Here is a 21951-nt window from a genome sequence, read left to right on the forward strand (position 1 = left end):
ACGGAAATCGTGAAAAACTTTTGCTTTAAAAGTTTTCGGCCCCTGTTTGCGCAGTCATCCATTGGTCCAGCAAGGCAATCTCGTCTGCACTCATCCGCAGTCCCAGTTTGGACCGGCGCCAGACCACGTCTTCGGCGGTGCGCGCATATTCGCGGTCCATCAGCCATCGCACCTCCCTTTCGGTCAGAGTGCCGCCGAATCCCTGCCCCAGATCTGCGGCGGAACCGGCATTTCCCAGAACGGTCATCGCCTCGGTGCCATAGGCGCGGATCAGCCTCCCGGCCCAATAATCGTCCAACCAGGGGTGCGCGGCCTTCAACTTTTCTGTCAACCGTGCCACTCCGTCAACCGGGAAATCGCCGCCGGGCAATGCGACCCCTGCCGTCCAGTCACCTCCGGCTTGCGGGAAAAACGGCCGCAGCCGGGCAAAGCCCTGTTCGGCCAGTTTGCGATAGGTGGTGATCTTGCCGCCAAACACATTGAGCAGCGGCGGCTCGCTCCCCACGCCTCCATCTGTCGCCGGCCCGGCGTCCAGCGAAAGCACATAGTCGCGCGTCGCCGCCGTCGCCGATTTCGCGCCATCGTCATACAGCGGGCGCACGCCGGAATAGGTCCAGACCACATCTTCGCGCGTCACTGGCTTGCGGAAATAATTTGACGCGAAGGCGCGAAGGTAATCCGCCTCTTCCTGAGTGCATACTGCCGGGCGCGACGGATCGCCGCCATGATCCTTGTCGGTGGTCCCAATCAGGGTGAAGTCCGTCTCGTAAGGGATTGCAAAGATGATCCTTCCGTCCTCACCCTGAAAGAAATACGCCTTGTCGTGGTCATACAGTCGTTTGGTCACGATATGGCTGCCGCGCACCAGACGAACGCCTTCGGAACTGTTGATCCGGATCGCGTTGCGGATCACCTCTTCGACCCATGGCCCGCCTGCGTTGACCAGAGCACGCGCGACGATCACCTCTTGCGCGCCGTCGCGTTCGACCGTGACATGCCAACGCCCTTCTTCACGATGGGCCGATACGACTTTTGTGCGCGTCATGATCCTCGCACCGCGCTGTTCCGCATCGCGGGCGTTCAGCACCACAAGACGTGCATCCTCGACCCAGCAATCGGAATATTCAAACGCCTTGGCAAAACGCTCCTGAATCGGCCCGCCCTCGGGTGCGGTTCTCAGATTCAGGGTCCGGGTCCCGGGAAGATACTTTCGCCCGCCCAGATTGTCATAAAGGAACAGCCCGAAGCGGATCAGCCATGCCGGGCGACGCCCCTTCATCCATGGCATGAACAGGTTCAGCAGCCTTGATGTCGGCGTTTCCCCCTCGAACCGCATGTCGGGCGAATAGGGCAAAACGAACCGCATAGGCCAACTGATATGCGGCATCGCCGAGAGCAATGTCTCGCGTTCGATCAACGCTTTGCGCACCAGACCGACCTCAAAAAACTCAAGATACCGCAGCCCGCCATGAAACAGTTTGGTCGACGCGCTTGAGGTTGCCGACGCAAGGTCGTTCATCTCGGCCAGCGCCACAGACAGGCCCCGGCCCTGCGCATCGCGCGCAATTCCAGTGCCATTGATCCCGCCGCCAATGATGAACAGATCGACGGTTGCCGCATCGGGCAGGGTCTGGGTCATTCTACGCCTTTCAGGAACCGTGCGCTGCACGTCCCGCATTTTCATGCCGCCCTGACAGGCGGTGTTGTTGCCAATGGTAAGCGCCCGCCAAGGATGTTCAACCCCGCCCGTTTCCGAACCGGGCTCATTCAATCTCAACTGTCGCGGACCAGCCCCCGAAATGCAGTTCTCTGGCTTCATCAGGTGCCGATGGATGCAAAAATGCGCGTCCAGTCGGAATCAGGAAACACTGAAGGCAGATCGAAAAACAGGCACCGGGGCTGATCAAACCGCCCGTCTCACATTTCGATAGCCATCGAGAATAGCTGCCTGACAGAGACCGTGGACGGGCTGGCGCAAAAGGTGTCAATATATTGCAACAGCCGATCCGGCAAAAGGTTCGGCAAAACTGGAAAAAGGTTTCGGTATGAACGACGTGCACCCTACTTACTCCGGCACAGATCCGGTCAGGCGGAATGCCTTGCCGGACAGCCTGCCGCGACCCGGCCATGCGGACAGGCCGGAAGTGATAGGTGCCCGATGACCACCGTCAGCGACATCCAGCGCGCGGCCTTGAACCTGGCGCCCGGACGCCACCTGATCGCGGTCGCCGGAGCACCTGCCAGCGGTAAATCGACTTTTGCCGAAACGCTGGCGCGAGATCTCACCCAGATCGGACGCAGGGCGCAGGTGGTGCCGATGGACGGGTTTCATCTGGACAACGCGCTTTTGGATTCCCGTGGTGACAGGGCGCGCAAAGGCGCTCCACATACGTTCGACGCACGCGGTTTTGTCCGGCTGATGCAGGATATCGCAAAGGGCGGCGCGGTCATCTATCCGCTGTTCGACCGCAATCGCGATCTGGCCGTTGCGGGGGCTGGCGAACTTGCAGCAAACACGGAACTGGTGATTGTTGAAGGCAATTACCTGCTGTTTGATGCACCGGTCTGGCGTGATCTGGCCGCGCTCTGGTCGCTGTCCGTGTTTCTTGACGTGCCCGAAAAGACCCTGCGCGAGCGGCTGATGCAGCGTTGGCGCCAGCAAGGGATGGACAGTGAAGCCGCCTTTGCCAAGGTGCGCGAGAATGATCTGCCCAATGCCGGCACGGTCATCACCCATCGCCTGCCGGCGCAATTCACCCTGACCGAAACGGACTGGGCTTGTCCTCAACCTTCTCCATAATTGGGACTTCTCGCAAAAATGCTCGCCGGCGGGATCATAGCAAGGTTCTTTGAAACGCTCTTGCTCTGCCATCAGGCGCGGGCGCGTGATGTGGCCGATCGGTTTGGCATCTGTGGACAGGCATCGGTCGCGCACTTGCGGGGTGCGGGCGGCACCGATCGGATCGACGGATCAGGTTCTGAGAAAGATTGAAAGATACTAGAGACTTGGCATCCGAAGCTTGATCATTTCGGGCTATACCCATATGGGTGAATGCATATCCTTCGCTCAGCGGGTTCTGCTCCGGTTGAAAACCTGTTCCTTGCCCTATGTTTATGGCAGTGTGCCAGAAACCTCGCCCGCTACCCGGCTTGGTACAGGAGACCGCCGTTGAAACGTATCGACCTGAACCCCGTTTTAAGCCTGTCGCGCATCGTTTATGGGATGTGGCGCTCGGGCGATGGTGGCGACACCTCGCCCGAACACATCCGCGCCAAGCTCGAAGCCTGTCTGGATCAGGGCATCACCACGGTGGATCAGGCCGATATCTATGGCGGTTACATGGCCGAAGAGATCATGGGCGCCGCGCTGACACCCTCGCTGCGCAATCGGATCGAAATCGTGACGAAATGCGGCATTGTCGCCCCCACCGGTCGCCACTCGGACGCCAGGATCAAGCATTACGACACATCCCGCGCGCATATCGAATCCTCGGTCGATGCATCGCTGCGACTCTTGGGCACTGATCGCATCGATCTGTTGCTGATCCACCGTCCCGATCCCTTCATGGACCACCATGAAACCGGCACGGCGCTGGATGGGCTGGTGAAATCGGGCAAGGTGCGCGCCATCGGTGCCAGCAATTTCAAACCGCACGATTTGACGCTGCTGCAATCCGCATTGCAAACCCGGCTGGTCACCAATCAGATCGAGCTGAGCCTTGGCCATGTTGAACCGTTTTCCAATGGCGATCTGGGGTTTCTTCAGGAAAACGGCATTGCGCCTATGGCTTGGTCACCGCTGGGCGGTGGCAGCCTGATGACCGGCAAAGGCGGGCACGGCGCCCTGCGCACCACACTGGCCACCATGGCGAAAGAGCGCAACACCGATATGGCTGCCATCGCGGTCGCCTGGCTGCTGGCCCACCCAGCGCGTATCATTCCGGTGATGGGCACAAATAACCTGAACCGGATCAAGGCGTTGTCGGATGCGTTTGATGTAGAAATCGATCGGCAGACATGGTTCGAACTCTACACCCACGCTCTGGGGCGCGAGGTCGCCTGATATGGGTTCTTCTGACGGTCCGTCCGGCGATTCCTTTGGTCCCGCCCTGCGCCCTTTCACCCCCGGCCCCGACACCAGCCGCGAATTTCGCGCCGCATTGGGCCGGTTTGCGACGGGGGTCACCGTGGTGACGACACAAACAGCGGACGGTCCGCTGGGGATCACCGCGAACAGTTTCGCCGCCGTGTCTCTTGATCCGCCGCTTGTTCTGTGGTCGCCGGCACGGGCCGCGGGGCGGTTTGCGCCCTTTGTCACAGCCGAGCATTTCGCCATCCACATCATGTCCGCCGATCAGCGCTCGGTCTGCGAGGCCTTCGTGAGTGACGGCGCGGCCTTCGGAGATCTGGTCTGGGCGCCGGGCAAGACCGGTGCGCCCCTGATAGAGGGCTGTCTGGCGCAGTTCGAATGTGTCCGGCATGCGGTGCACGATGGCGGCGATCACGCGATTATCGTCGGCAGGGTTCTGCATGCCGCCCATGGCGACGGCGCCCCCTTGTTGTTCGCGGGCGGGCGATACGGCGCGATGGCGACAGTCGGCTGACACGGCGTCATGCGCCGTCCCTGACGCTCACTCCATAACCCGCCGTCATCCCCCAAGACACGTCGCCGCGCCCCCTGTCCCTTTGGTCCCGCCATGCTAGTTAGGGGCAAATGGAGACCGGTGTGCTGACAGTTCGCGATCTGACAAAATCCTTTCCCGGTGGCGATGGCCCGGTGCATGTTCTGCGCGGCGTCAGTCTTGACCTTGCTGCGGGCGAAACCTTGGCGCTGACCGGGGAAAGCGGATCGGGTAAAAGCACGCTGTTGCATCTGATCGCAGGACTTGACCGTGCCGATGGCGGCTCGATCCTGTTTGATGGCGCCGAGGTGACGCAACTGGACGACGCCGGGCGCGCGGCGCTGCGGCGCACCCGGGTCGGTACGGTGTTTCAGCAGTTCAACCTGATCCCGTCGCTGACCATCGCCGACAACATCGCATTTCAGGCGCGTCTGGGCGGGCGGCATGACCGCGCGTGGTGCGCAACGCTGGCCGAGCGCTTGGGTCTGGCGGATCATTTGCGCAAATACCCCGAACAACTGTCGGGCGGTCAGCAACAACGGGTCGCCATCGGGCGCACTCTGGCGGCGCGCCCCGCCTTGGTTCTGGCTGACGAACCCACCGGTAATCTGGATGAGGAAACCGGTGCACGGGTGTTGACCCTGATGCAGGAACTGGCCGCCGATACCGGTGCCGCGCTGCTGATGGTCACACATTCCCAGCGTCTGGCCGCCCGTCTCGACCGCCGGCTGCATCTGGAGCGCGGACTTATCCGCGTGAACGCCTGATGTACCGCGCCGCACTGCACGCCCTGTTGTCCCATTGGCGCCGACGTCCGTTCCAGCTTTTGACGCTGGTGCTGGGATTGGCGACTGCCACCGGCCTGTGGTCGGGGGTACAGGCGATCAACGCCGAGGCCCGCGACAGCTATGACCGGGCAGCCATGGTTCTGGGGCCAAAACCCCGCCCGTACCTGATCAGCGAGGGCGATGTTCCCCTGTCCATGGCCACATATGTGCACATGCGCCGGGCGGGCTGGATGGTGACGCCGGTGGTTGAAGGCAGGCTGGCCACGCCGACAGGTCCGCTGCGGATATTCGGCATTGATCCCTTCACCCTCCCTGCCGGGGATCTGCCCAAGGGCGGCGAAACGGCGACTTTTGATGCTGCATTTCTGGGCGAACCCGGTCGGCTGATTGTTTCCCCCGGCACCGCCGCGCAACTGAGTGAGGCCGGATTGCCACCGCTTGTCACAGTGGACGGAGTCGCGCCGGGGATCGCCTATGCCGACATTGCGCTGGCGCAGAGGCTGCTGGATCGGCCCGACAGGTTTGACCGGCTGATTCTGCTGGACGATCAGCCGTTGAACCGCCCACCGTTGTCCGAGATCGCCCCCGGCCTGACCCTTGAGGAACCGCGCCGCGACAATGCCGATATGGCGCGCCTGACCGACAGTTTTCACCTGAACCTGACTGCCTTTGGCCTTTTGTCCTTTGCCGTGGGGCTGTTCATCGTGCGCGGCACCATCGGGCTGGCGTTTGAACAGCGCCGGACGGTGTTTCGCACCCTGCGCGCGCTGGGTCTGCCCGCCCGGGCGCTTTTGGCGCTGCTGATGGGGGAGCTGTTGGTGCTGGCGCTGATCTCCGGCATCCTGGGGATTGTCATGGGGTATGGTGTGGCCAGCCTGCTGATCCCCGACGTGGCGGCCACCCTGCGCGGGCTTTACGGCGCTTCGGTGGATGGGGCGCTGTCGATCCGACCGGTTTGGTGGGCTGGCGGGCTGGCCATTGCGGTTCTGGGCACGGCGCTGGCCGGGATCGGGTCACTTTGGCAGGTGGCGCGGCTGCCGCTTCTGGCCCCGGCACAGCCGCGGGCCTGGGCGCGGGCATCGGAACGCGCGGTGGTTTGGCAGGGGATTACGGCGCTGGCTCTGGCGGTTGCATCGCTCGGGCTGATGGTCTGGAGCAGCGGGTTGTTTGCCGCCTTCGTGATGCTGGGCGCATTGCTGGTGGCCGCCGCTTTGGCGCTGCCGGTCGTGCTTTATGGCGCGATGGCGCTGGGGGCGCGGCTGTCGCGCGGGCCACTGGCGCAATGGTTCTGGGCCGACACCCGGCAACAGCTTCCCGGTCTCAGTCTTGCTCTGATGGCGCTGCTTTTGGCGCTGGCCGCCAATATCGGCGTCGGCACAATGGTGTCGTCGTTCCGCCTGACCTTTACCGGCTGGCTGGATCAGCGGCTGGCGAGCGAGCTTTACGTCACCGCCGAAACCCCCGAACAGGCCCTGCGGCTGGTCGAGTGGGTGACCCCAAGGGTGGATGCTGTGCTGCCGATCCGGAGGGCTTCGGCACGGATTGCCGGTCTGCCCGGTGAGATCTTCGGTTTGGCCGATCATCCGACCTATCGCGATCACTGGCCGCTGATTGCCGCCCTGCCACAGGTCTGGGACAGGATTGCGGCTGGCGACGGCGTGCTGATCAACGAACAACTGGCCCGGCGAGAGGTGATCTGGCCCGGCGACACCCTGTCATTGCCCGGATGGGAGGAGGCGCCGGTGCTGGGCGTGTACAGCGATTATGGCAATCCTCTGGGTCAGGTCCTGATGGATTTGAATACGCTGGAAGCCCTTTTCCCGACGGCCGAGCGGCTGCAATTCAGCCTGCGCCTGCCGCCCGAAGAGGTCGGGCCGCTGATGGTCGCTCTTGGCTCTGAATTTGGCCTTCCCGCCGACAATATGGTGGATCAGGCGTCGATCAAGGCATTCTCGTTGCAGATCTTTGAGCGAACCTTCACCGTCTCACGCGCCCTGAACGTGTTGACACTGGCGGTCGCCGGCTTCGCGATCCTGACCAGCCTTTTGACACTGGCCGCCATGCGGCTGCCGCAGTTGGCACCGGTCTGGGCGCTGGGGGTCACACGGGGGCAATTGGCGCGGCTGGAGTTGTTGCGGGCGTTGGTTCTGGCCGGGCTGACGATGCTATGCGCGCTGCCGGTGGGGCTGCTGCTGGCATGGGTGCTGCTCTCGGTGATCAACGTCGAAGCCTTCGGGTGGCGTCTGCCGATGTTCCTGTTCCCGGGCGACTGGCTGGTTCTGGGCGTGCTGTCATTGCTGGCGGCGGGGCTGGCGGCGCTGTGGCCCGCGATAAACATGGCGCGGATGCCGCCCGCGCGATTGCTGGGGGTGTTTGCCCATGAACGGTGAGCGGCGGAAATTCTGGCCCCTGGTGCTTTGCCTGCTGGCGCTGGTCTGGCTGCAACCGGCCTTGGCGCAGGGGTTCGCGGGGCTTGGCACCGGGGCAGATGGATTTGCCGAGGTGCAACCGGGGCCTTTCGACTTTCCCGCCGATCATGGGGCGCATCCGGGATTTCGCATCGAATGGTGGTATGTAACCGCCAATCTGCAGGATGCGAATGGTACGGATTATGGCGCACAATGGACATTATTCCGCTCGGCCCTCGGCCCAGACGGGCCACAGGTCTGGATGGCCCATGCGGCGCTGACGTCCCCGACGCAGCATTTTCTGGCCGAACGGTTGGGGCGCGACGGCACCGGCCAATCCGGGGTGACGGCACGGCCTTTCGCCGCATGGGTCGATGAATGGGAGCTGTCCGGGCCAACGCCAGACAACGTAAGGATGTTCGCACAAGGCGTTGATTTCGCTTATGATCTTAAGCTAGCGGCAAAGGGCCCCTTGGTCGCGCAGGGCGACGGGGGATTTTCGGTCAAATCCGCAGCAGGTCAGGCCAGCCGGTATTATTCACAGCCGTTCTATACTGTTTCGGGCACTGTGACCCTGCCAGAGGGCGATGTTTCCGTCACCGGACAGGCATGGCTGGACCGCGAATGGTCGTCACAACTTTTGAATGCCGATCAACAGGGCTGGGACTGGATTTCGCTGCATTTCGACAGTGGCGAAAAGCTGATGGGCTTTGTGCTGCGCGATGGGTCGGACGGATTTACATCCGGCACATGGATTGCGGCGGATGGCACGGCGGCGCCTTTCGGCGATGGCGCGCTGCGGCTCACCGCGCAAGAGCGGCACCGCGTTGCCGGACGGCGCGTGCCGGTGGTCTGGCGGGTGGAATTGCCCGAGCGTGGAATCGATGTGACGATTTCTGCGATCAACCGCGACGCGTGGATGGACACGTTGGTGCCTTACTGGGAAGGGCCGGTAACAATCAAAGGCACGCATTCCGGGCGGGGGTATCTTGAGATGACCGGATATGAGTGATCCGACCACCCTTCCCCGTACTTTATCCTTCGTTTGCAAGGCTCTGGGCGATGATGTTGACGACCGCCGCGCGCCCTGCCGGCAGGCGGTTCTTGCCACGGTGGGCGATGGTGGTGCGGCGCGGATGGTAATCTTGCGCGCCTTTACCCCTTGGACGGTCGAGGTGCACAGCGATCTTGCGGCGGCCAAGGTGGCGCAACTGCGCGCCGAACCCCGCGCGACACTGCTGTTCTGGTTGCCCGAGGCGCAGATGCAGATCCGACTGCGGGCCCGGTTCACCGTTCTGGCGGGTGCTGAAGTGGCCGATCGTTGGACCGCGATCCCGGACGGCCCACGCCGCGCCTATGGCGGAACACCGCCGCCCGGGACACCGCTGCTCACCCCTGACGACCACACCTACACCCCGAACCGCGACAGGTTCGCTGTGCTGTCCGGTATCATCGACAGCATCGAAACCCTGCACCTTGGTGATATCCATCGGCGCGCGATCTTCCGGCGCGACGATGGGTTCACGGGTGGCTGGATCGCACCCTGATCATTCGGCCGCGACGGCACTCGGGTTGTTGGGATGCGTCGTCCAATTGGCATAGCCGGGCTCAACCACAAGCCCGGTGCGCGGGTCGGTCGTACCGGGTGCCATCGGCTCCAACGTGATGCAGTTTTCCACCGGGCAAACGTTGACGCAGAGATTGCAGGCGACGCATTCGGCGTCGATCACCTCGAACACCCGGCCCGGATTCATTGCGATGGCCTGATGGCTGGTATCTTCGCAGGCGGCATAGCAGCGGCCACATTTGATGCAGAGGTCCTGATCAATCTTCGCCTTGGCGACATAGTTGAGATTCAGAAACCGCCAGTCGGTTATATTGGGCACCGCACGACGCGACACCTGATCGACCGAAGTATATCCCTTTTCATCCATCCACTGCGACAGGCCGGATTTCATCTCTTCGACGACCTTGAAGCCATAGGTCATTGCCGCCGTGCAGACCTGCAGGTTCCCCGCGCCCAGAACCAGAAATTCAGCAGCATCGCGCCATGTGGTAATGCCGCCGATGCCGGAAATCGGGATGCCCTTGCATTCTTCGTCACGCGCAATGTCGGCGACCATATGCAGCGCGATGGGCTTGACCGCCGGGCCGCAGTATCCGCCGTGCGACCCTTTGCCGTCGATGCTGGGTTCGGGTGACATGGTGTCCAGATCGACCGATGTGATCGAGTTGATCGTGTTGATCAGGCTGACCGCATCCGCGCCGCCCTTGACCGCAGCGCGAGCGGAATGGCGCACGTCAGTGATGTTGGGCGTCAGTTTCACGATTACTGGCATGCGGCTGTATTGTTTGCACCAGCGGGCGACCATTTCAACGTATTCAGGCACTTGGCCCACGGCGCTGCCCATGCCGCGCTCGGACATGCCGTGTGGGCAGCCAAAGTTCAGCTCGATCCCGTCAGCGCCGGTTTCCTCGACAAGCGGCAAGATCGCCTTCCACGCGGCCTCTTCGCAGGGAACCATGATCGACACGACCACGGCTCGGTCCGGCCAGTCGCGTTTCACCTGTTTGATCTCGCGCAGGTTCACCTCGAGCGGGCGATCGGTGATCAATTCGATGTTGTTCATGCCCAGCAGCCGGCGGTCAGCGCCCCAGATCGCGCCGTAGCGCGGGCCGTTGACGTTAACCACGGGTGGGCCTTCTTCGCCCAGCGTTTTCCACACCACACCGCCCCAACCCGCCTTGAAGGCGCGCACGACGTTATAGGCTTTGTCCGTAGGTGGTGCCGAGGCCAGCCAGAACGGATTGGGCGATTTGATGCCCACGAAATTGGACGTAAGATCAGCCATCATCCGTCTCCCATCAGGGTTGCGTGAATTTCCATTGCCGCGTCTCGCCCCTGGGCCACGGCTGTCACGGTCAGGTTTTCGCCTGTCGCGGTGCAATCGCCACCCGCAAAGACGTAGCCATGCGGGGTGGTCCGTCCCCCCGGGCCGGTGTGCAGACTTGCGCCGTCCTGCTCGATGGCGTCGGCCGGATCGTTCGTGATCGGCACCATCGACTGACCAATGGCGCGCAGCACCTGATCGGCGGGCAGCGTGAACCGGTCAGGCCCGGGGCGCAGCGCGCCGCCATCCTGCACCGCATAGGCAAATTCCACCGCCTCGACCCGATTCTGCCCCGTCACCCGGACCGGAACGGCGCCGGTGATGATCCGCACACCGTTGGTCTGCGCCAGTTCCCGTTCAAACAGCGAGGCATTCATCCGCTCGGCCTCGCGGCGATAAACCATGGTCACGGTCTGGGCGCCCAAAAGCCGGCTTTGCACCGCTGCGTCCACCGCTGTCATTCCGCCGCCAATCACCACAACGTCGCGCCCAATGGGCAAGGTGGCCGGATCGTCGCTTTGGCGCAGTCGGGCGATGAAATCGACCGCATCCTCGACGCCGGGCAGATCGCTGCCCTCGATATCCAACGCGTTGGTCGCCCCCAACCCGATCCCGATGAACACAGCGTCATGATCTTTCCGGAGCGTCGCAAGGGAAATGTCACGGCCCACCTGCTTATTGTGGCGAATTGTGATGCCACTGATCGACAACAGCCACTCCACCTCTTTTTGCGCGAAACCGTCCGGTGTCTTGTAGCTGGCGATGCCGTATTCGTTCAGACCGCCGGATTTTGGGCGAGCTTCGAACACCGTCACACCATGCCCCAGCATCGCCAGACGATGCGCACAGGCCAATCCGGCAGGCCCCGCGCCGATCACCGCAACCGTACGACCCGTCGGTTTGGCCCGGGTATAGGGATGTGGGCGATCCATCAGCGTATCCGTGGCGTACCGTTGCAGCCGACCAATTTCCACCGGCTTGCCCTCGGCGGCTTCGCGAACGCAAGCCTCTTCGCACAGGGTTTCGGTGGGACAGACCCGGGCGCACATGCCGCCCAGGATGTTCATGTCAAAGATCGTCATCGCCGCCGACTCGGGCGTGCCCGTCGAGATCTGGCGGATGAACAGCGGGATATCGATGTCCGTGGGACAGGCCGTAATACAGGGTGCATCATGGCAGAAATAACAGCGGTCGGCCGCCACCGCTGCCTCGTGCCGATCCAGCGGCGGATGCAGGTCCGCGAAGTTCTCGGCGTAAGCGTCGGGCGGCAACCGCCCTGCGATCACGCCCGGTGTCATCTGGGTATCGGCCATTCCATCCTCCGCCATTCCTGAAGGTCAGACTGCCACAGGCGAAAATTTTATCAACTGGTAAAATTACGAAAGTCGCATTCGGTCCGTTCCGGAGAGCCGCTCATACCGGTTTTACGGCTTTAAACATGATGACGGCTGACGTATATGCAGGAAAAGCGTCAGAACGCACGGCACGCAACCGCCGGTACATCAGGCTCAGAGGATCGTATGACAGACAAAACCCACAAATCGGAAGTGGCCTTCATTCAGGCTTTGGCCGAACTTCTGCGGGAAAACGATCTGACCGAGCTCAGGGTCAAACGGGAATACGGCGAGTCTGACAGTCTTGACGTCAGAGTCAGCCGCGGCGGAGCCCCAGTGGTAATGTCAACACCGGCCCAGTTGCCCGCTCCAGTTGCCGCCGCTGCCGCACCGCGCGAATTCGCGAAATCCGACGATCCGTCAACTTTCCCGGGGGCCGTCACCTCGCCCATGGTTGGCACCGCATATCTGTCGTCCGAACCGGGTGCCGACGTCTTCGTCAAGATCGGCGATACGGTGCAAGAGGGTCAGACCCTGATGATCATCGAAGCGATGAAAACCATGAACCAGATCCCTTCGCCCCGCAGCGGTACCGTCAAACGCATCGTGGTCGAAGACGGCAGCCCGGTGGAATTCGGCGCGCCCCTGATGATAATCGAATAGGCCGCAGCGATGTTCGACAAAATATTGATCGCCAACCGGGGCGAAATCGCCCTGCGGGTGATCCGCGCCTGCCGTGAAATGGGAATCGGCAGCGTCGCAGTGCACTCTACCGCAGATGCCGACGCGATGCATGTGCGCATGGCCGACGAATCCGTCTGCATCGGCCCGCCCTCGGGCGCGCAAAGCTATCTCTCGGTGCCGGCGATCATTTCGGCCTGTGAAATCACCGGCGCTCAGGCGATCCATCCGGGATACGGTTTCCTGTCGGAAAACGCGAATTTCGTGCAGATCGTCGAAGATCACCAACTGACATTTATCGGCCCCAGCGCCGAACACATCCGTGTCATGGGTGACAAGATCACCGCCAAGGACACGATGAGAAAGCTGGGCGTGCCCTGTGTGCCCGGATCAGACGGCGGCGTCCCCGATCTGGAAACGGCGCGCGACGTGGCCAAGAAAATCGGCTATCCCGTCATCATCAAGGCCACAGCAGGCGGCGGCGGGCGCGGCATGAAAGTTGCCAAGACGGCTGCCGAACTTGAAATCGCATTCCGCACCGCACGGTCAGAATCCAAGGCCGCCTTTGGCAATGACGAAGTGTACATGGAAAAGTACCTGACGACCCCGCGCCATATCGAAGTTCAGATCTTCGGCGACGGCAAGGGGCGCGCAGTGCATCTGGGCGAGCGGGATTGTTCGCTGCAACGCCGCCACCAGAAGGTGCTGGAAGAGGCCCCCGGCCCGTCGATCACCCCCGAACAACGCGCCCGTATTGGCAAGGTCTGCGCCGATGCCGTGGCCGCGATCGGCTACAGTGGTGCCGGAACCATCGAATTTCTGTATGAAAACGATGAGTTCTATTTTATCGAGATGAACACCCGGCTTCAGGTTGAACACCCTGTGACCGAGGCGGTATTTGGCGTCGATCTGGTGCGCGAACAGATCCGCGTGGCGGCGGGCCTGCCGATGGAGTTCAACCAAGACACGCTGCGTCTGACCGGTCACGCCATCGAAGTACGGATCAACGCCGAAAAACTGCCCAATTTCGCGCCATCACCCGGCACGATCAGCCAATATCATGCGCCCGGCGGATTGGGCGTTCGGATGGATTCCGCGCTCTATGACGGATATCGCATCCCGCCCTACTATGATTCGCTGATCGGCAAGCTGATTGTCCATGGCCGTGACCGCCCCGAGGCGCTGGCGCGGCTGGAACGCGCCCTTGGCGAGTTGATCGTCGACGGCGTGGACACGACGATCCCGCTGTTCAACGCACTGCTGCGCGAAGAGGCGGTTCAGACCGGCGGATACAACATTCACTGGCTGGAACACTGGCTTGAAACCAATCTGGGCTGAATTTTGTCTGGTGCTGCGCCTTTGGCCATGACGCCAGAACTGCTGCTGCAGGCCTATGCCATGGGGATTTTCCCCATGGCCGACAGCCGCGACAGCCCTGAAATCCACTGGATCGATCCGCTTCGCCGCGGCGTGTTTCCTCTGGACCGGTTTCATGTGTCACGCAGCCTGCGCCGGCAGATCGCCCGTGAACCCTTTCGAATCTCTTTCGACACCGATTTCGGGGCTATCGTCGGCGGGTGTGCTGCGCGCTCGGAAACCTGGATCAACGACGAAATTTTCGCGCTCTACGACCTACTGCACCGGGACGGGTTCGCCCATTCGGCTGAGGTGTGGGAGGGTGAACTTTTGGTCGGCGGCGTTTACGGCGTGGTCATCGGCGCGGCATTCTTTGGCGAATCAATGTTTTCGCGGCGCACGGGCGCATCGAAAATCGCGCTGACCTATCTGATTGACCGACTGCGCACGGGGGGGTTTACCCTGTTTGACACGCAGTTCCTGACAGACCATCTGGCCAGTCTTGGCGCCACCGAAGTGTCGCGGAGTGCGTATCACAAGATGCTGAAATCGGCCGTTTCAGCCGAAGCGCGTTTTGACACAGGGCCGGTGCAATCCGCGGATCAGATTTTGCAGCGGATGACCCAGACGTCATAGCGGGGATGTTCCAGCGCGTTCAGCGCGGGAGAAGACGCAATCATCCAGCCCTGGAACTGTGGCTGATCGACCCCGGCATCACGAATCACCAGATAGGCATAGGCATCGCCGTTCGGGTCGTTCACCGGATAGCGGCAATCGCCCAGCGTGATCTGCAACCGCCCCAGAGCGGCTGTATGGCCCACCGAGATCTCGATATCCGTGACGAAGCCCGAAACCTTGTCCAATCCGCGCAGCATCGCCGTGGGGGCGCTTTTGACACGCACACCCTCTTGGGCGACCGTCGGCATGACAGCGGCGATCTGGATCAAAGCACATGCGATGATCCCGAAAAGACGGCTCGAACGACGGTTCACTCGGGCGTCCATGCCTCGTAATCGGAACGGGGTGCGGGATCGACGCGGCGCAGCGACCCGGCAGGTGCATAGGCCTGATCGGTCCCGGTCAGGTTGGGCAGATGCGGTTTTTCCCACGACTTGTACTTAAACGGCGCCTTCGTCGGCGGTTCGTCCCAAGTGTGGTGCAGCCATCCATGCCACTCTGCGGTGACGCGGCTTGCCTCGGATTCGCCGTTGAAGATCACCCAGCGGCGACTGGCGTCGGCGTTCTGATAGAATATATTGCCCGCCGCATCCTCGCCCACACGGGTTCCGTTGCGCCAGGTCCAAAGCTGGGTATTCAGCGTCTGACCGTTCCACCAGGTGACGGCGCGCAGCAGCGTGTTAAGAATGCCCATTCAAGCCTCCGGTTCGTTAATTCGTGATATACCCGGCACCGGGCAAAGACCAGTGCCGGCAACTCAGAGCGGCAGCTCTTCGATGATGGAGAGTTCGCGCTGCGCCGCACCTTTGGCAAATCCCAAAGCCTCTTGATAGCCGGGCGAATGATAGCAATCGTGGGCTGCCTGCATGCTGGGAAACCGCGCGACCACATTGCGCGACCGATCAGGCCCCTCAAGCGTTTCATAGGCACCGCCCCGGGCCAGAAACACGCCGCCGTGTTCGGCAATCACGCCGGTCGCGCGTTTGGCGTATTCGCCGTAAGATGCTTCGTCCGTGACGGTGACATGGGCAATCCAGAGAGCGGTCATGGCTTTAGCCTTTCAACAGGGTTTCGGCGGCCGAAATTGCGGCATCGGCGTTGGTGGCATCCTTGGCGCCGCCCTGTGCCATATCAGGACGCCCGCCGCCGCCCCGCCCGCCCATCTGTTCAACCGCGACCCGTACCAGATCCACCGCCGACAGCCGGCCCGTCAGATCATCGGTCACCCCGGCCGCCACCGCCACTCGGTCCCCCGCCGCGATCAGCAAAACCGCGCCCGACCCGATCCGAGCTTTTTGCGCATCGATCAGCCCCGGCAGATCCTTACCGGACACGCCGTTCAGCACCTGAGCGACGAAATTTACCCCGTTCACCTGTTTCGGCGCGTCCTGCGCGGCACCACCCGACATCGCCAGATCCCGGCGCAGTTGTGCCACCTCATTGGCCAGTGCCTTGCGTTCCTCAAGCAGCGCGCGCACCCGGTCGGGCACATCGGCAGCCTGGGACTTCAGCGCAATCGCAGTGTCGGCCAACCGCCGGTCCTGCCCCATCAGATAGTCCAGAGCGGCAGCACCGGTCAGCGCCTCGATCCGGCGCACGCCCGCGCTGGACGCGGAATCGCCCGTGGCGACGAACAGACCGATTTCGCCGGTCTGTGCCACATGGGTGCCGCCACAGAGTTCGACGCTCCAGGTCTGACCATCCGAGCCTTTTCCCGTGTCGGCGCGGCCCATGGAAACCACACGCACTTCGTCGCCATATTTTTCACCGAACAGCGCCTGCGCGCCCAGTGCCCGGGCATCGTCGGGCGTCATGATCCGGGTGGTTACCGGTGCGTTCTGGCGGATAAACCCGTTAACCTGACGCTCGACCTCGGCGATTTCCGCAAGGGTCAACCCCTTGCCATGGCTGAAATCAAACCGCAGCCGGTCGGGCGCGTTCAGCGATCCGCGCTGTGCAACGTGATCGCCCAGAACTCCGCGCAGCGCCTCATTGAGAAGATGGGTTGCCGAATGATTGCCACGGATCAGCGCGCGACGGTCATGATCGACCGTCAGAACCGCACCGCTGCCACTCGAAATCTCGCCCTCGGTCACCTCGGAAAAATGGATCACGACACCGGCGACACGGCGCGTGTCGATCACGCGCGCCTTGCCTGTCGCGGTGCTCAGCGTGCCAGTGTCGCCGACCTGACCGCCGGATTCTGCATAGAATGGCGTCTGGTTGGTGACGATCTGAACCGCTTCGCCCTTCTTGGCCGTCTTGATCGGATCACTGCCCGCGATCACGGCAAGGATCTGACCCTCGGTCTGTTCGGTGTCATAGCCAAGGAATTCGGTCGCCCCGTGCCGCTCGGCAAGGTCGAACCAGATGGCGGCGTCAGCGGTTTCGCCCGACCCGGCCCAAGCGGCCCGTGCGCGCGTCTTCTGCTCTTGCATCGCAACGTCAAATCCGGCGGTGTCGACCGCCCGGCCCTTTTCACGCAGCGCATCCTGCGTCAAATCCAGAGGAAACCCAAAGGTGTCATAGAGTTTGAACGCGGCGGCACCGGGCAGTTCACCACCCTCGGGCAGCCGTGACAATTCGTCATCCAACAACCGCAGCCCGCGATCCAGTGTTTGACGGAACCGGGTTTCTTCGGAGAGTAGCGTGTCCTGAATGGTGGATTGTGCCAGCCCGAGTTCGGGATAGGGCTGACCCATCTGGTTGACCAGAGCGGGGACAAGCCGATGCATCACCGGATCGCCCGCCCCCAAAAGGTGCGCGTGACGCATCGCCCGCCGCATGATCCGCCGCAGAACATAACCACGGCCTTCGTTGCTGGGCAGAACCCCATCGGCGATCAGGAACGAGGTCGCGCGCAGATGATCGGCAATGACCCGGTGATGAATATTGCCCGGACCGTCGGGATCGGTGTTCGTCGCATGGGCGCTCGCCTCGATCAGGGCACGAAACAGGTCGGTGTCGTAATTGTCGTGCTTGCCCTGCAATAGCGCGCCGATCCGCTCCAGTCCCATGCCGGTATCGATGCTCTGATTCGGCAGATCGCGGCGGGAGCCATCCTCCATCTGTTCATATTGCATGAACACCAGGTTCCAGATTTCGATAAACCGGTCGCCATCCTCATCCGGGCTGCCCGGGGGACCGCCGGGGATGTGATCGCCGTGGTCATAGAAGATTTCGGTGCAGGGGCCGCAGGGGCCAGTCGGGCCGGCAGACCAGAAATTATCATCGGTCGCGATGCGGATGATCCGGTCATCTGGCAGACCGGCCGCCTTTTTCCAGATTTCCACCGCCTCATCGTCGGTATGATACACGGTGACCAGCAGCCGGTTCTTGTCGATGCCGAATTCGCGGGTCAGCAGGTTCCAGGCAAAGGGAATCGCGTCTTCCTTGAAGTAATCGCCAAAGCTGAAATTTCCCAGCATTTCAAAGAAGGTGTGGTGGCGGGCAGTGTATCCAACATTGTCCAGATCGTTGTGCTTGCCACCTGCGCGCACACATTTCTGCGCGGTGGTGGCCCGTTTATAGTCACGGTGCTCAACGCCGGTGAACAGATTCTTGAACTGTACCATTCCGGCGGCTGTAAACATCAGCGTCGGATCGTTTCGCGGCACAAGCGGACTGCTCGCAACGATCTCGTGGTCGTTTTGGCCAAAATAGTTCAGGAAGGTGGATCGGATATCATTCAGGCTGGGCATGATGGCAGGTCGGTCCCAAATTCGGTTTCCCACATGCTCTATCGTCGGGGCGCAGGCCTGTCCACAGCCCTTGCCGTGATCATCGGCGGCGCGTCGGTTTCGACGTGCCGCCGATGATCGAAATTAAGACCTGTCCCGGTCAGGTCAATCGTCGACGACCGGGTCGCTATCGCTCGTTTTCGACTGAAAATCCAGACCGTGGGAGGCGCGGATCTTATCCTCGATCTCCGAGGCCATATCAGGATTATCTTTCAGGAACTGTTTGGCAGTCTCGCGGCCCTGACCGATACGCTCATCTCCGTAAGAGAACCACGACCCGGCCTTGTTCACCACACCGGCCAGCACCCCAAGGTCGAGCAGCTCGCCGCGTTTGGAAATACCCTCGCCATACATGATGTCGAATTCAACCTGACGGAACGGCGGCGCAACCTTGTTCTTGACCACTTTGACCCGGGTCTGGTTGCCCACAACCTCGTCCCGGTCCTTGACCGAACCAATGCGACGGATGTCGAGCCGGACCGATGAATAGAATTTCAGCGCATTCCCACCCGTCGTCGTTTCCGGGCTGCCGAACATGACGCCGATTTTCATCCGCAACTGGTTGATGAAGATCACCATGCATTTCGACCGGCTGATCGAACCGGTCAACTTGCGCATGGCTTGGCTCATCAGGCGGGCCTGAACGCCGACGCTGGAATCTCCCATGTCGCCTTCAAGCTCGCTTTTCGGCGTCAGGGCCGCAACCGAATCGACAATCACAAGGCTGACCGCGCCCGATCGCACCAAAGTGTCGGTGATCTCCAGCGCCTGTTCGCCGGTGTCCGGCTGACTGATCAGCAGTTCATCCAGATTGACGCCCAGCTTCTTGGCATAGAGCGGGTCAAGCGCGTGTTCGGCATCGACAAAAGCACAAACGCCGCCGTTTTTCTGTTCTTCGGCAGCCACATGCAGGGCGAGCGTCGTTTTGCCCGAACTTTCGGGGCCATAGATCTCAATGATCCGGCCACGCGGCAAGCCACCGATGCCAAGCGCAATGTCGAGTCCGAGTGACCCGGTTGAAATCGCCTCAATCTCGGCCACGGGATTGTTCGCCCCGAGCCGCATGATGGAGCCTTTGCCGAACTGTCGTTCGATCTGCGCCAGCGCAGAATCCAGCGCCTTTTGTTTTTCAGTGCTTCGCTTGTCTGTCATGTCTAAAAGATTTGCCGTTGCCATGTTTGACTTCCTTGTTTCACACCCCGACCCGGGTAGCAATGACTGCCGTTGTTCGCCTCTTGTTCTTGCACTCTATATGAGGACAAAAAGAGAACAATTCAACCGAATTCGCACCCCACAGTTCCTCAGAATGGTTAACCAACCGTTACGGCAGCCCGGTTTGACGGGCCGGGATTGCTAACCAAGTTGATTCTGGACCGTGGTTGTAAGCTGGGTCAGTGAAAACGGCTTTGGCAGGAAGATGGAGTTTGGAATTGATGCTTGGGTTTCGGTCAGGCTTTCCTCGGAGTACCCTGAAACAAACACCACCTTGGTGTCTGGCCGCCCGACAAGCGCCTGGCGAACCCAGCTGGGCCCATCCAAGCCGGGCATGATCACATCGGTCACGAAAATATCGACCGACAGGGTTGGATCCTGAAGCAATTCAAGCGCCTGTTCACCATTCTCAGCCTCCACCACCGTAAAGCCACGCAACCGGAGGGCACGCGCGGCGAAAGCACGAACCGGCGCCTCATCCTCCACCAGCAGCACCGCACCATTGCCACGGGCGTGCGACACAGACTCCGGTTGCTGCGTGACGGCGGCGGCCCGGCATTTTTCATCCTTGCGGGCCAAAAAGTATAGGGAGAATGTCGAACCGACCCCGACTTCGCTGTCGGCAAAGATGAACCCCCCCGTCTGCTTGACGATACCATAGGCAGTGGACAGCCCCAGACCGGTGCCTTCGCCGGTTTTCTTGGTTGTGAAAAACGGCTCGAACAACTTGGGCAGTTTGTCGGCCGTGATTCCGACCCCCTGATCCTTGACCCGCACGACGACATAGACGCCCGGCGGCACCTCGACCCTGTCGCGGATATAGGGCTGTTCCAGCGTTTCGACCTGGGTACCGATTTCGATCTGGCCACCGCCGGGCATCGCGTCCCGGGCGTTGACCACAAGATTCATGATCACCTGCTCAAGCTGGCGTTTGTCCGCGCGGATCGGCAAAAGGGCCGGATCGTGGCTGAATGTCAGGTGAACTTTTTCGCCGACGAGACGGTTTAAAAGATGCGTGAGTTCGGCCAGTGAGTGACGCAGGTCCAAAAGCTCAGGCCGCAGATTCTGCTTTCGCGAAAAGGCCAGCAACTGCCCCACCAGACTCGCGGCACGGTTAGCGTTCTGGTTGATCTGCTCAAGATCTGCAAAATCTGGATCAAATTCATCCCGCCGCAACAGCAGCAGATCGCAATGTCCACTGATCGCAGTCAGCAGATTGTTGAAATCATGCGCCACGCCACCCGCCAACTGGCCGATCGCCTGCATCTTCTGGCTCTGGACGAATTGCGCCTCGAGTGTTTTCAGTTCGGTGGCGTCGTTAAGGATCGCCACAAGACGCATGTCATCGCCGGTGCCAAGCTGATCCAGAGTGATCTGCAGATACAATTCCCGGTGGTCCGGCGCCAGACGCACAACTTCGGGCCGGTGCAGCCCGCGCCCTTCAAAGGCATCGCGCAGCCATTCGCGGACCGGGCGGCCCAACCCTTCTACCACCGACGACAGCCCTTGCCCGACCACTTCGGTATCCTCAAGCAGGTTGCGCGCGCGGCGGTTCGCCTTTTCTATCATGCCGGTGCGATCGATCTGCAGCATCGGCACCGGCAAGCTGTCAAAATACGCTTCGACTGAGTCGAGCGAACCGCGTTCCGGCAGACAGCTGTCATCAATTGTTTCGGCTTCGGTCATCGTTTCACCGGCCACGGGGGCCAACCGCCACATCAACCCGTCGGACCCGACCTTTGTCACGACAAGGCGCAGCGTCGGGCAGGACGAACCGTTCAGCGCATGCACTGCGCGACCCTCACCCATCGCGATCCGGCGCATCATCACCAATACATCTCGCGGCGCCGCAACATAAAGTCCGAGAATCGTCAGCGCACTGTCATCCGGCTGTCGAGCAAACAATGATTCCGCAACGGCATTCTGAACCTCGATCCGGCCATCGAGATCCGTCAGAAAAACCGGCTGGTCGTCATTCAACGTCAGATCGTGAAAGGCACTAAGCCGTTCCCGCAGCGCCCGTCGTCGCAGCAGCGCCGCGCCAGACAGCAAAAGCGCCAGCATGCCCAAGGTCAGCGCTGTAAATCCCAGTATGATCTGCAAGGGGTTGGCGGACACCATGCCCCCCGCCACACTGGCAATGGCCGCCAAAAGCCAGATCACCGGCGCCCTTGCCGAAAGCGTTGCAGCCGTCTGCCCGAGGGATAGCGGAGGAAAGGAAACGTCAGTCACGTGGTCACC

Annotated in this window: 19 protein-coding genes; 10 read left to right on the plus strand and 9 right to left on the minus strand. The window is 61.6% G+C overall.

Annotation, left to right across the window (positions count from 1 at the left end; all coding sequences use genetic code 11):
* Positions 1–25: 25 nt before the first annotated feature.
* Complete coding sequence (gene glpD / locus FQ320_RS00750; RefSeq protein WP_148469051.1) at positions 26–1639, minus strand: glycerol-3-phosphate dehydrogenase; 1614 nt, start codon at positions 1637–1639, stop codon at positions 26–28.
* Between the two features lie 519 nt (positions 1640–2158).
* Here glpD and FQ320_RS00755 point away from each other — a divergent pair.
* From FQ320_RS00755 to FQ320_RS00785, 7 genes are all read left to right on the plus strand, one after another.
* Positions 2159–2800, plus strand: coding sequence for an AAA family ATPase (locus FQ320_RS00755; RefSeq protein WP_148469052.1), 642 nt, complete (start codon positions 2159–2161; stop codon positions 2798–2800).
* 369 nt (positions 2801–3169) lie between these two features.
* Positions 3170–4063 carry an aldo/keto reductase family oxidoreductase gene (locus FQ320_RS00760; protein WP_148469054.1) on the plus strand — a complete coding sequence of 298 codons (894 nt, stop codon included), beginning with the start codon at positions 3170–3172 and terminating at the stop codon, positions 4061–4063.
* A 1-nt stretch (position 4064) separates the two neighbouring features.
* Positions 4065–4604, plus strand: coding sequence for a flavin reductase family protein (locus FQ320_RS00765; protein WP_148469056.1), 540 nt, complete (start codon positions 4065–4067; stop codon positions 4602–4604).
* A 110-nt stretch (positions 4605–4714) separates the two neighbouring features.
* Positions 4715–5389, plus strand: coding sequence for an ABC transporter ATP-binding protein (locus tag FQ320_RS00770; RefSeq protein WP_148469058.1), 675 nt, complete (start codon positions 4715–4717; stop codon positions 5387–5389).
* Positions 5389–7800, plus strand: coding sequence for an FtsX-like permease family protein (locus FQ320_RS00775; RefSeq protein ID WP_148469060.1), 2412 nt, complete (start codon positions 5389–5391; stop codon positions 7798–7800). Before FQ320_RS00770 ends, FQ320_RS00775 begins: the two co-directional genes overlap by 1 nt.
* Positions 7790–8830: a lipocalin-like domain-containing protein gene (locus FQ320_RS00780; RefSeq protein ID WP_148469061.1), complete on the plus strand. Its 1041-nt coding sequence runs from the start codon at positions 7790–7792 to the stop codon at positions 8828–8830. Before FQ320_RS00775 ends, FQ320_RS00780 begins: the two co-directional genes overlap by 11 nt.
* Complete coding sequence (locus FQ320_RS00785; RefSeq protein ID WP_148469063.1) at positions 8823–9365, plus strand: pyridoxamine 5'-phosphate oxidase family protein; 543 nt, start codon at positions 8823–8825, stop codon at positions 9363–9365. Before FQ320_RS00780 ends, FQ320_RS00785 begins: the two co-directional genes overlap by 8 nt.
* Here the strand turns inward: FQ320_RS00785 and preA are convergent, their stop codons facing one another.
* Both preA and FQ320_RS00795 read right to left on the minus strand, forming a co-directional pair.
* Positions 9366–10670 (minus strand): NAD-dependent dihydropyrimidine dehydrogenase subunit PreA, encoded by a 1305-nt coding sequence (preA, locus tag FQ320_RS00790; protein WP_148469065.1) that lies wholly within the window; start codon positions 10668–10670, stop codon positions 9366–9368.
* Positions 10670–12022 carry an NAD(P)-dependent oxidoreductase gene (locus FQ320_RS00795; protein WP_148469067.1) on the minus strand — a complete coding sequence of 451 codons (1353 nt, stop codon included), beginning with the start codon at positions 12020–12022 and terminating at the stop codon, positions 10670–10672. Before FQ320_RS00795 ends, preA begins: the two co-directional genes overlap by 1 nt.
* A gap of 207 nt (positions 12023–12229) precedes the next feature.
* Here FQ320_RS00795 and accB point away from each other — a divergent pair, with 207 nt between their 5' ends.
* Genes accB through aat form a run of 3 tightly spaced genes read left to right on the plus strand, consistent with a single transcriptional unit; the run spans position 12230 to position 14716 of the window.
* Positions 12230–12706, plus strand: a complete 477-nt coding sequence (gene accB / locus FQ320_RS00800) for an acetyl-CoA carboxylase biotin carboxyl carrier protein (protein ID WP_148469069.1) — start codon at positions 12230–12232, stop codon at positions 12704–12706.
* Between the two features lie 9 nt (positions 12707–12715).
* Positions 12716–14062 (plus strand): acetyl-CoA carboxylase biotin carboxylase subunit, encoded by a 1347-nt coding sequence (gene accC / locus FQ320_RS00805; RefSeq protein WP_148469071.1) that lies wholly within the window; start codon positions 12716–12718, stop codon positions 14060–14062.
* A gap of 21 nt (positions 14063–14083) precedes the next feature.
* Positions 14084–14716: a leucyl/phenylalanyl-tRNA--protein transferase gene (gene aat, locus FQ320_RS00810; protein ID WP_187393729.1), complete on the plus strand. Its 633-nt coding sequence runs from the start codon at positions 14084–14086 to the stop codon at positions 14714–14716.
* Here aat and FQ320_RS00815 read toward each other — a convergent pair.
* The 6 genes from FQ320_RS00815 to FQ320_RS00840 form a co-directional block, all read right to left on the minus strand.
* Entirely contained in the window at positions 14683–15072 is a 390-nt protein-coding gene (locus tag FQ320_RS00815; RefSeq protein ID WP_370513002.1) for a DUF2155 domain-containing protein, read from the minus strand. The genes aat and FQ320_RS00815 overlap by 34 nt on opposite strands.
* Complete coding sequence (locus FQ320_RS00820; RefSeq protein ID WP_148469072.1) at positions 15069–15452, minus strand: NADH:ubiquinone oxidoreductase subunit NDUFA12; 384 nt, start codon at positions 15450–15452, stop codon at positions 15069–15071. The genes FQ320_RS00815 and FQ320_RS00820 overlap by 4 nt, the downstream gene beginning before the upstream one ends.
* Before the next feature lie 63 nt (positions 15453–15515).
* Entirely contained in the window at positions 15516–15806 is a 291-nt protein-coding gene (locus FQ320_RS00825; protein ID WP_148469074.1) for a DUF1330 domain-containing protein, read from the minus strand.
* A gap of 4 nt (positions 15807–15810) precedes the next feature.
* Complete coding sequence (alaS, locus tag FQ320_RS00830; RefSeq protein WP_148469077.1) at positions 15811–18459, minus strand: alanine--tRNA ligase; 2649 nt, start codon at positions 18457–18459, stop codon at positions 15811–15813.
* A 144-nt stretch (positions 18460–18603) separates the two neighbouring features.
* On the minus strand, positions 18604–19674 hold the full coding sequence (gene recA / locus FQ320_RS00835; RefSeq protein WP_148469079.1) for a recombinase RecA: 1071 nt from the start codon (positions 19672–19674) through the stop codon (positions 18604–18606).
* Between the two features lie 177 nt (positions 19675–19851).
* The gene (locus FQ320_RS00840) at positions 19852–21942 is read right to left on the minus strand and encodes an ATP-binding protein (protein ID WP_370513003.1); all 2091 of its coding nucleotides are present in this window, start codon (positions 21940–21942) and stop codon (positions 19852–19854) included.
* Positions 21943–21951 lie beyond the last annotated feature (9 nt).

The organism is Oceaniovalibus sp. ACAM 378, assembly GCF_008085915.1.
Lineage (GTDB): Bacteria > Pseudomonadota > Alphaproteobacteria > Rhodobacterales > Rhodobacteraceae > Oceaniglobus.

Bases quoted from the DNA above. Each gene is read 5' to 3' on its own strand.
- glpD (WP_148469051.1), bottom strand. From the start codon at position 1,639: ATGACCCAGACCCTGCCCGATGCGGCAACCGTCGATCTGTTCATCATT.
- FQ320_RS00755 (WP_148469052.1), top strand. From the start codon at position 2,159: ATGACCACCGTCAGCGACATCCAGCGCGCGGCCTTGAACCTGGCGCCC.
- FQ320_RS00765 (WP_148469056.1), top strand. From the start codon at position 4,065: ATGGGTTCTTCTGACGGTCCGTCCGGCGATTCCTTTGGTCCCGCCCTG.
- FQ320_RS00770 (WP_148469058.1), top strand. From the start codon at position 4,715: ATGGAGACCGGTGTGCTGACAGTTCGCGATCTGACAAAATCCTTTCCC.
- FQ320_RS00775 (WP_148469060.1), top strand. From the start codon at position 5,389: ATGTACCGCGCCGCACTGCACGCCCTGTTGTCCCATTGGCGCCGACGT.
- FQ320_RS00780 (WP_148469061.1), top strand. From the start codon at position 7,790: ATGAACGGTGAGCGGCGGAAATTCTGGCCCCTGGTGCTTTGCCTGCTG.
- FQ320_RS00785 (WP_148469063.1), top strand. From the start codon at position 8,823: ATGAGTGATCCGACCACCCTTCCCCGTACTTTATCCTTCGTTTGCAAG.
- preA (WP_148469065.1), bottom strand. From the start codon at position 10,670: ATGGCTGATCTTACGTCCAATTTCGTGGGCATCAAATCGCCCAATCCG.
- FQ320_RS00795 (WP_148469067.1), bottom strand. From the start codon at position 12,022: ATGGCCGATACCCAGATGACACCGGGCGTGATCGCAGGGCGGTTGCCG.
- accB (WP_148469069.1), top strand. From the start codon at position 12,230: ATGACAGACAAAACCCACAAATCGGAAGTGGCCTTCATTCAGGCTTTG.
- accC (WP_148469071.1), top strand. From the start codon at position 12,716: ATGTTCGACAAAATATTGATCGCCAACCGGGGCGAAATCGCCCTGCGG.
- FQ320_RS00820 (WP_148469072.1), bottom strand. From the start codon at position 15,452: ATGGGCATTCTTAACACGCTGCTGCGCGCCGTCACCTGGTGGAACGGT.
- FQ320_RS00825 (WP_148469074.1), bottom strand. From the start codon at position 15,806: ATGACCGCTCTCTGGATTGCCCATGTCACCGTCACGGACGAAGCATCT.
- alaS (WP_148469077.1), bottom strand. From the start codon at position 18,459: ATGCCCAGCCTGAATGATATCCGATCCACCTTCCTGAACTATTTTGGC.
- recA (WP_148469079.1), bottom strand. From the start codon at position 19,674: ATGGCAACGGCAAATCTTTTAGACATGACAGACAAGCGAAGCACTGAA.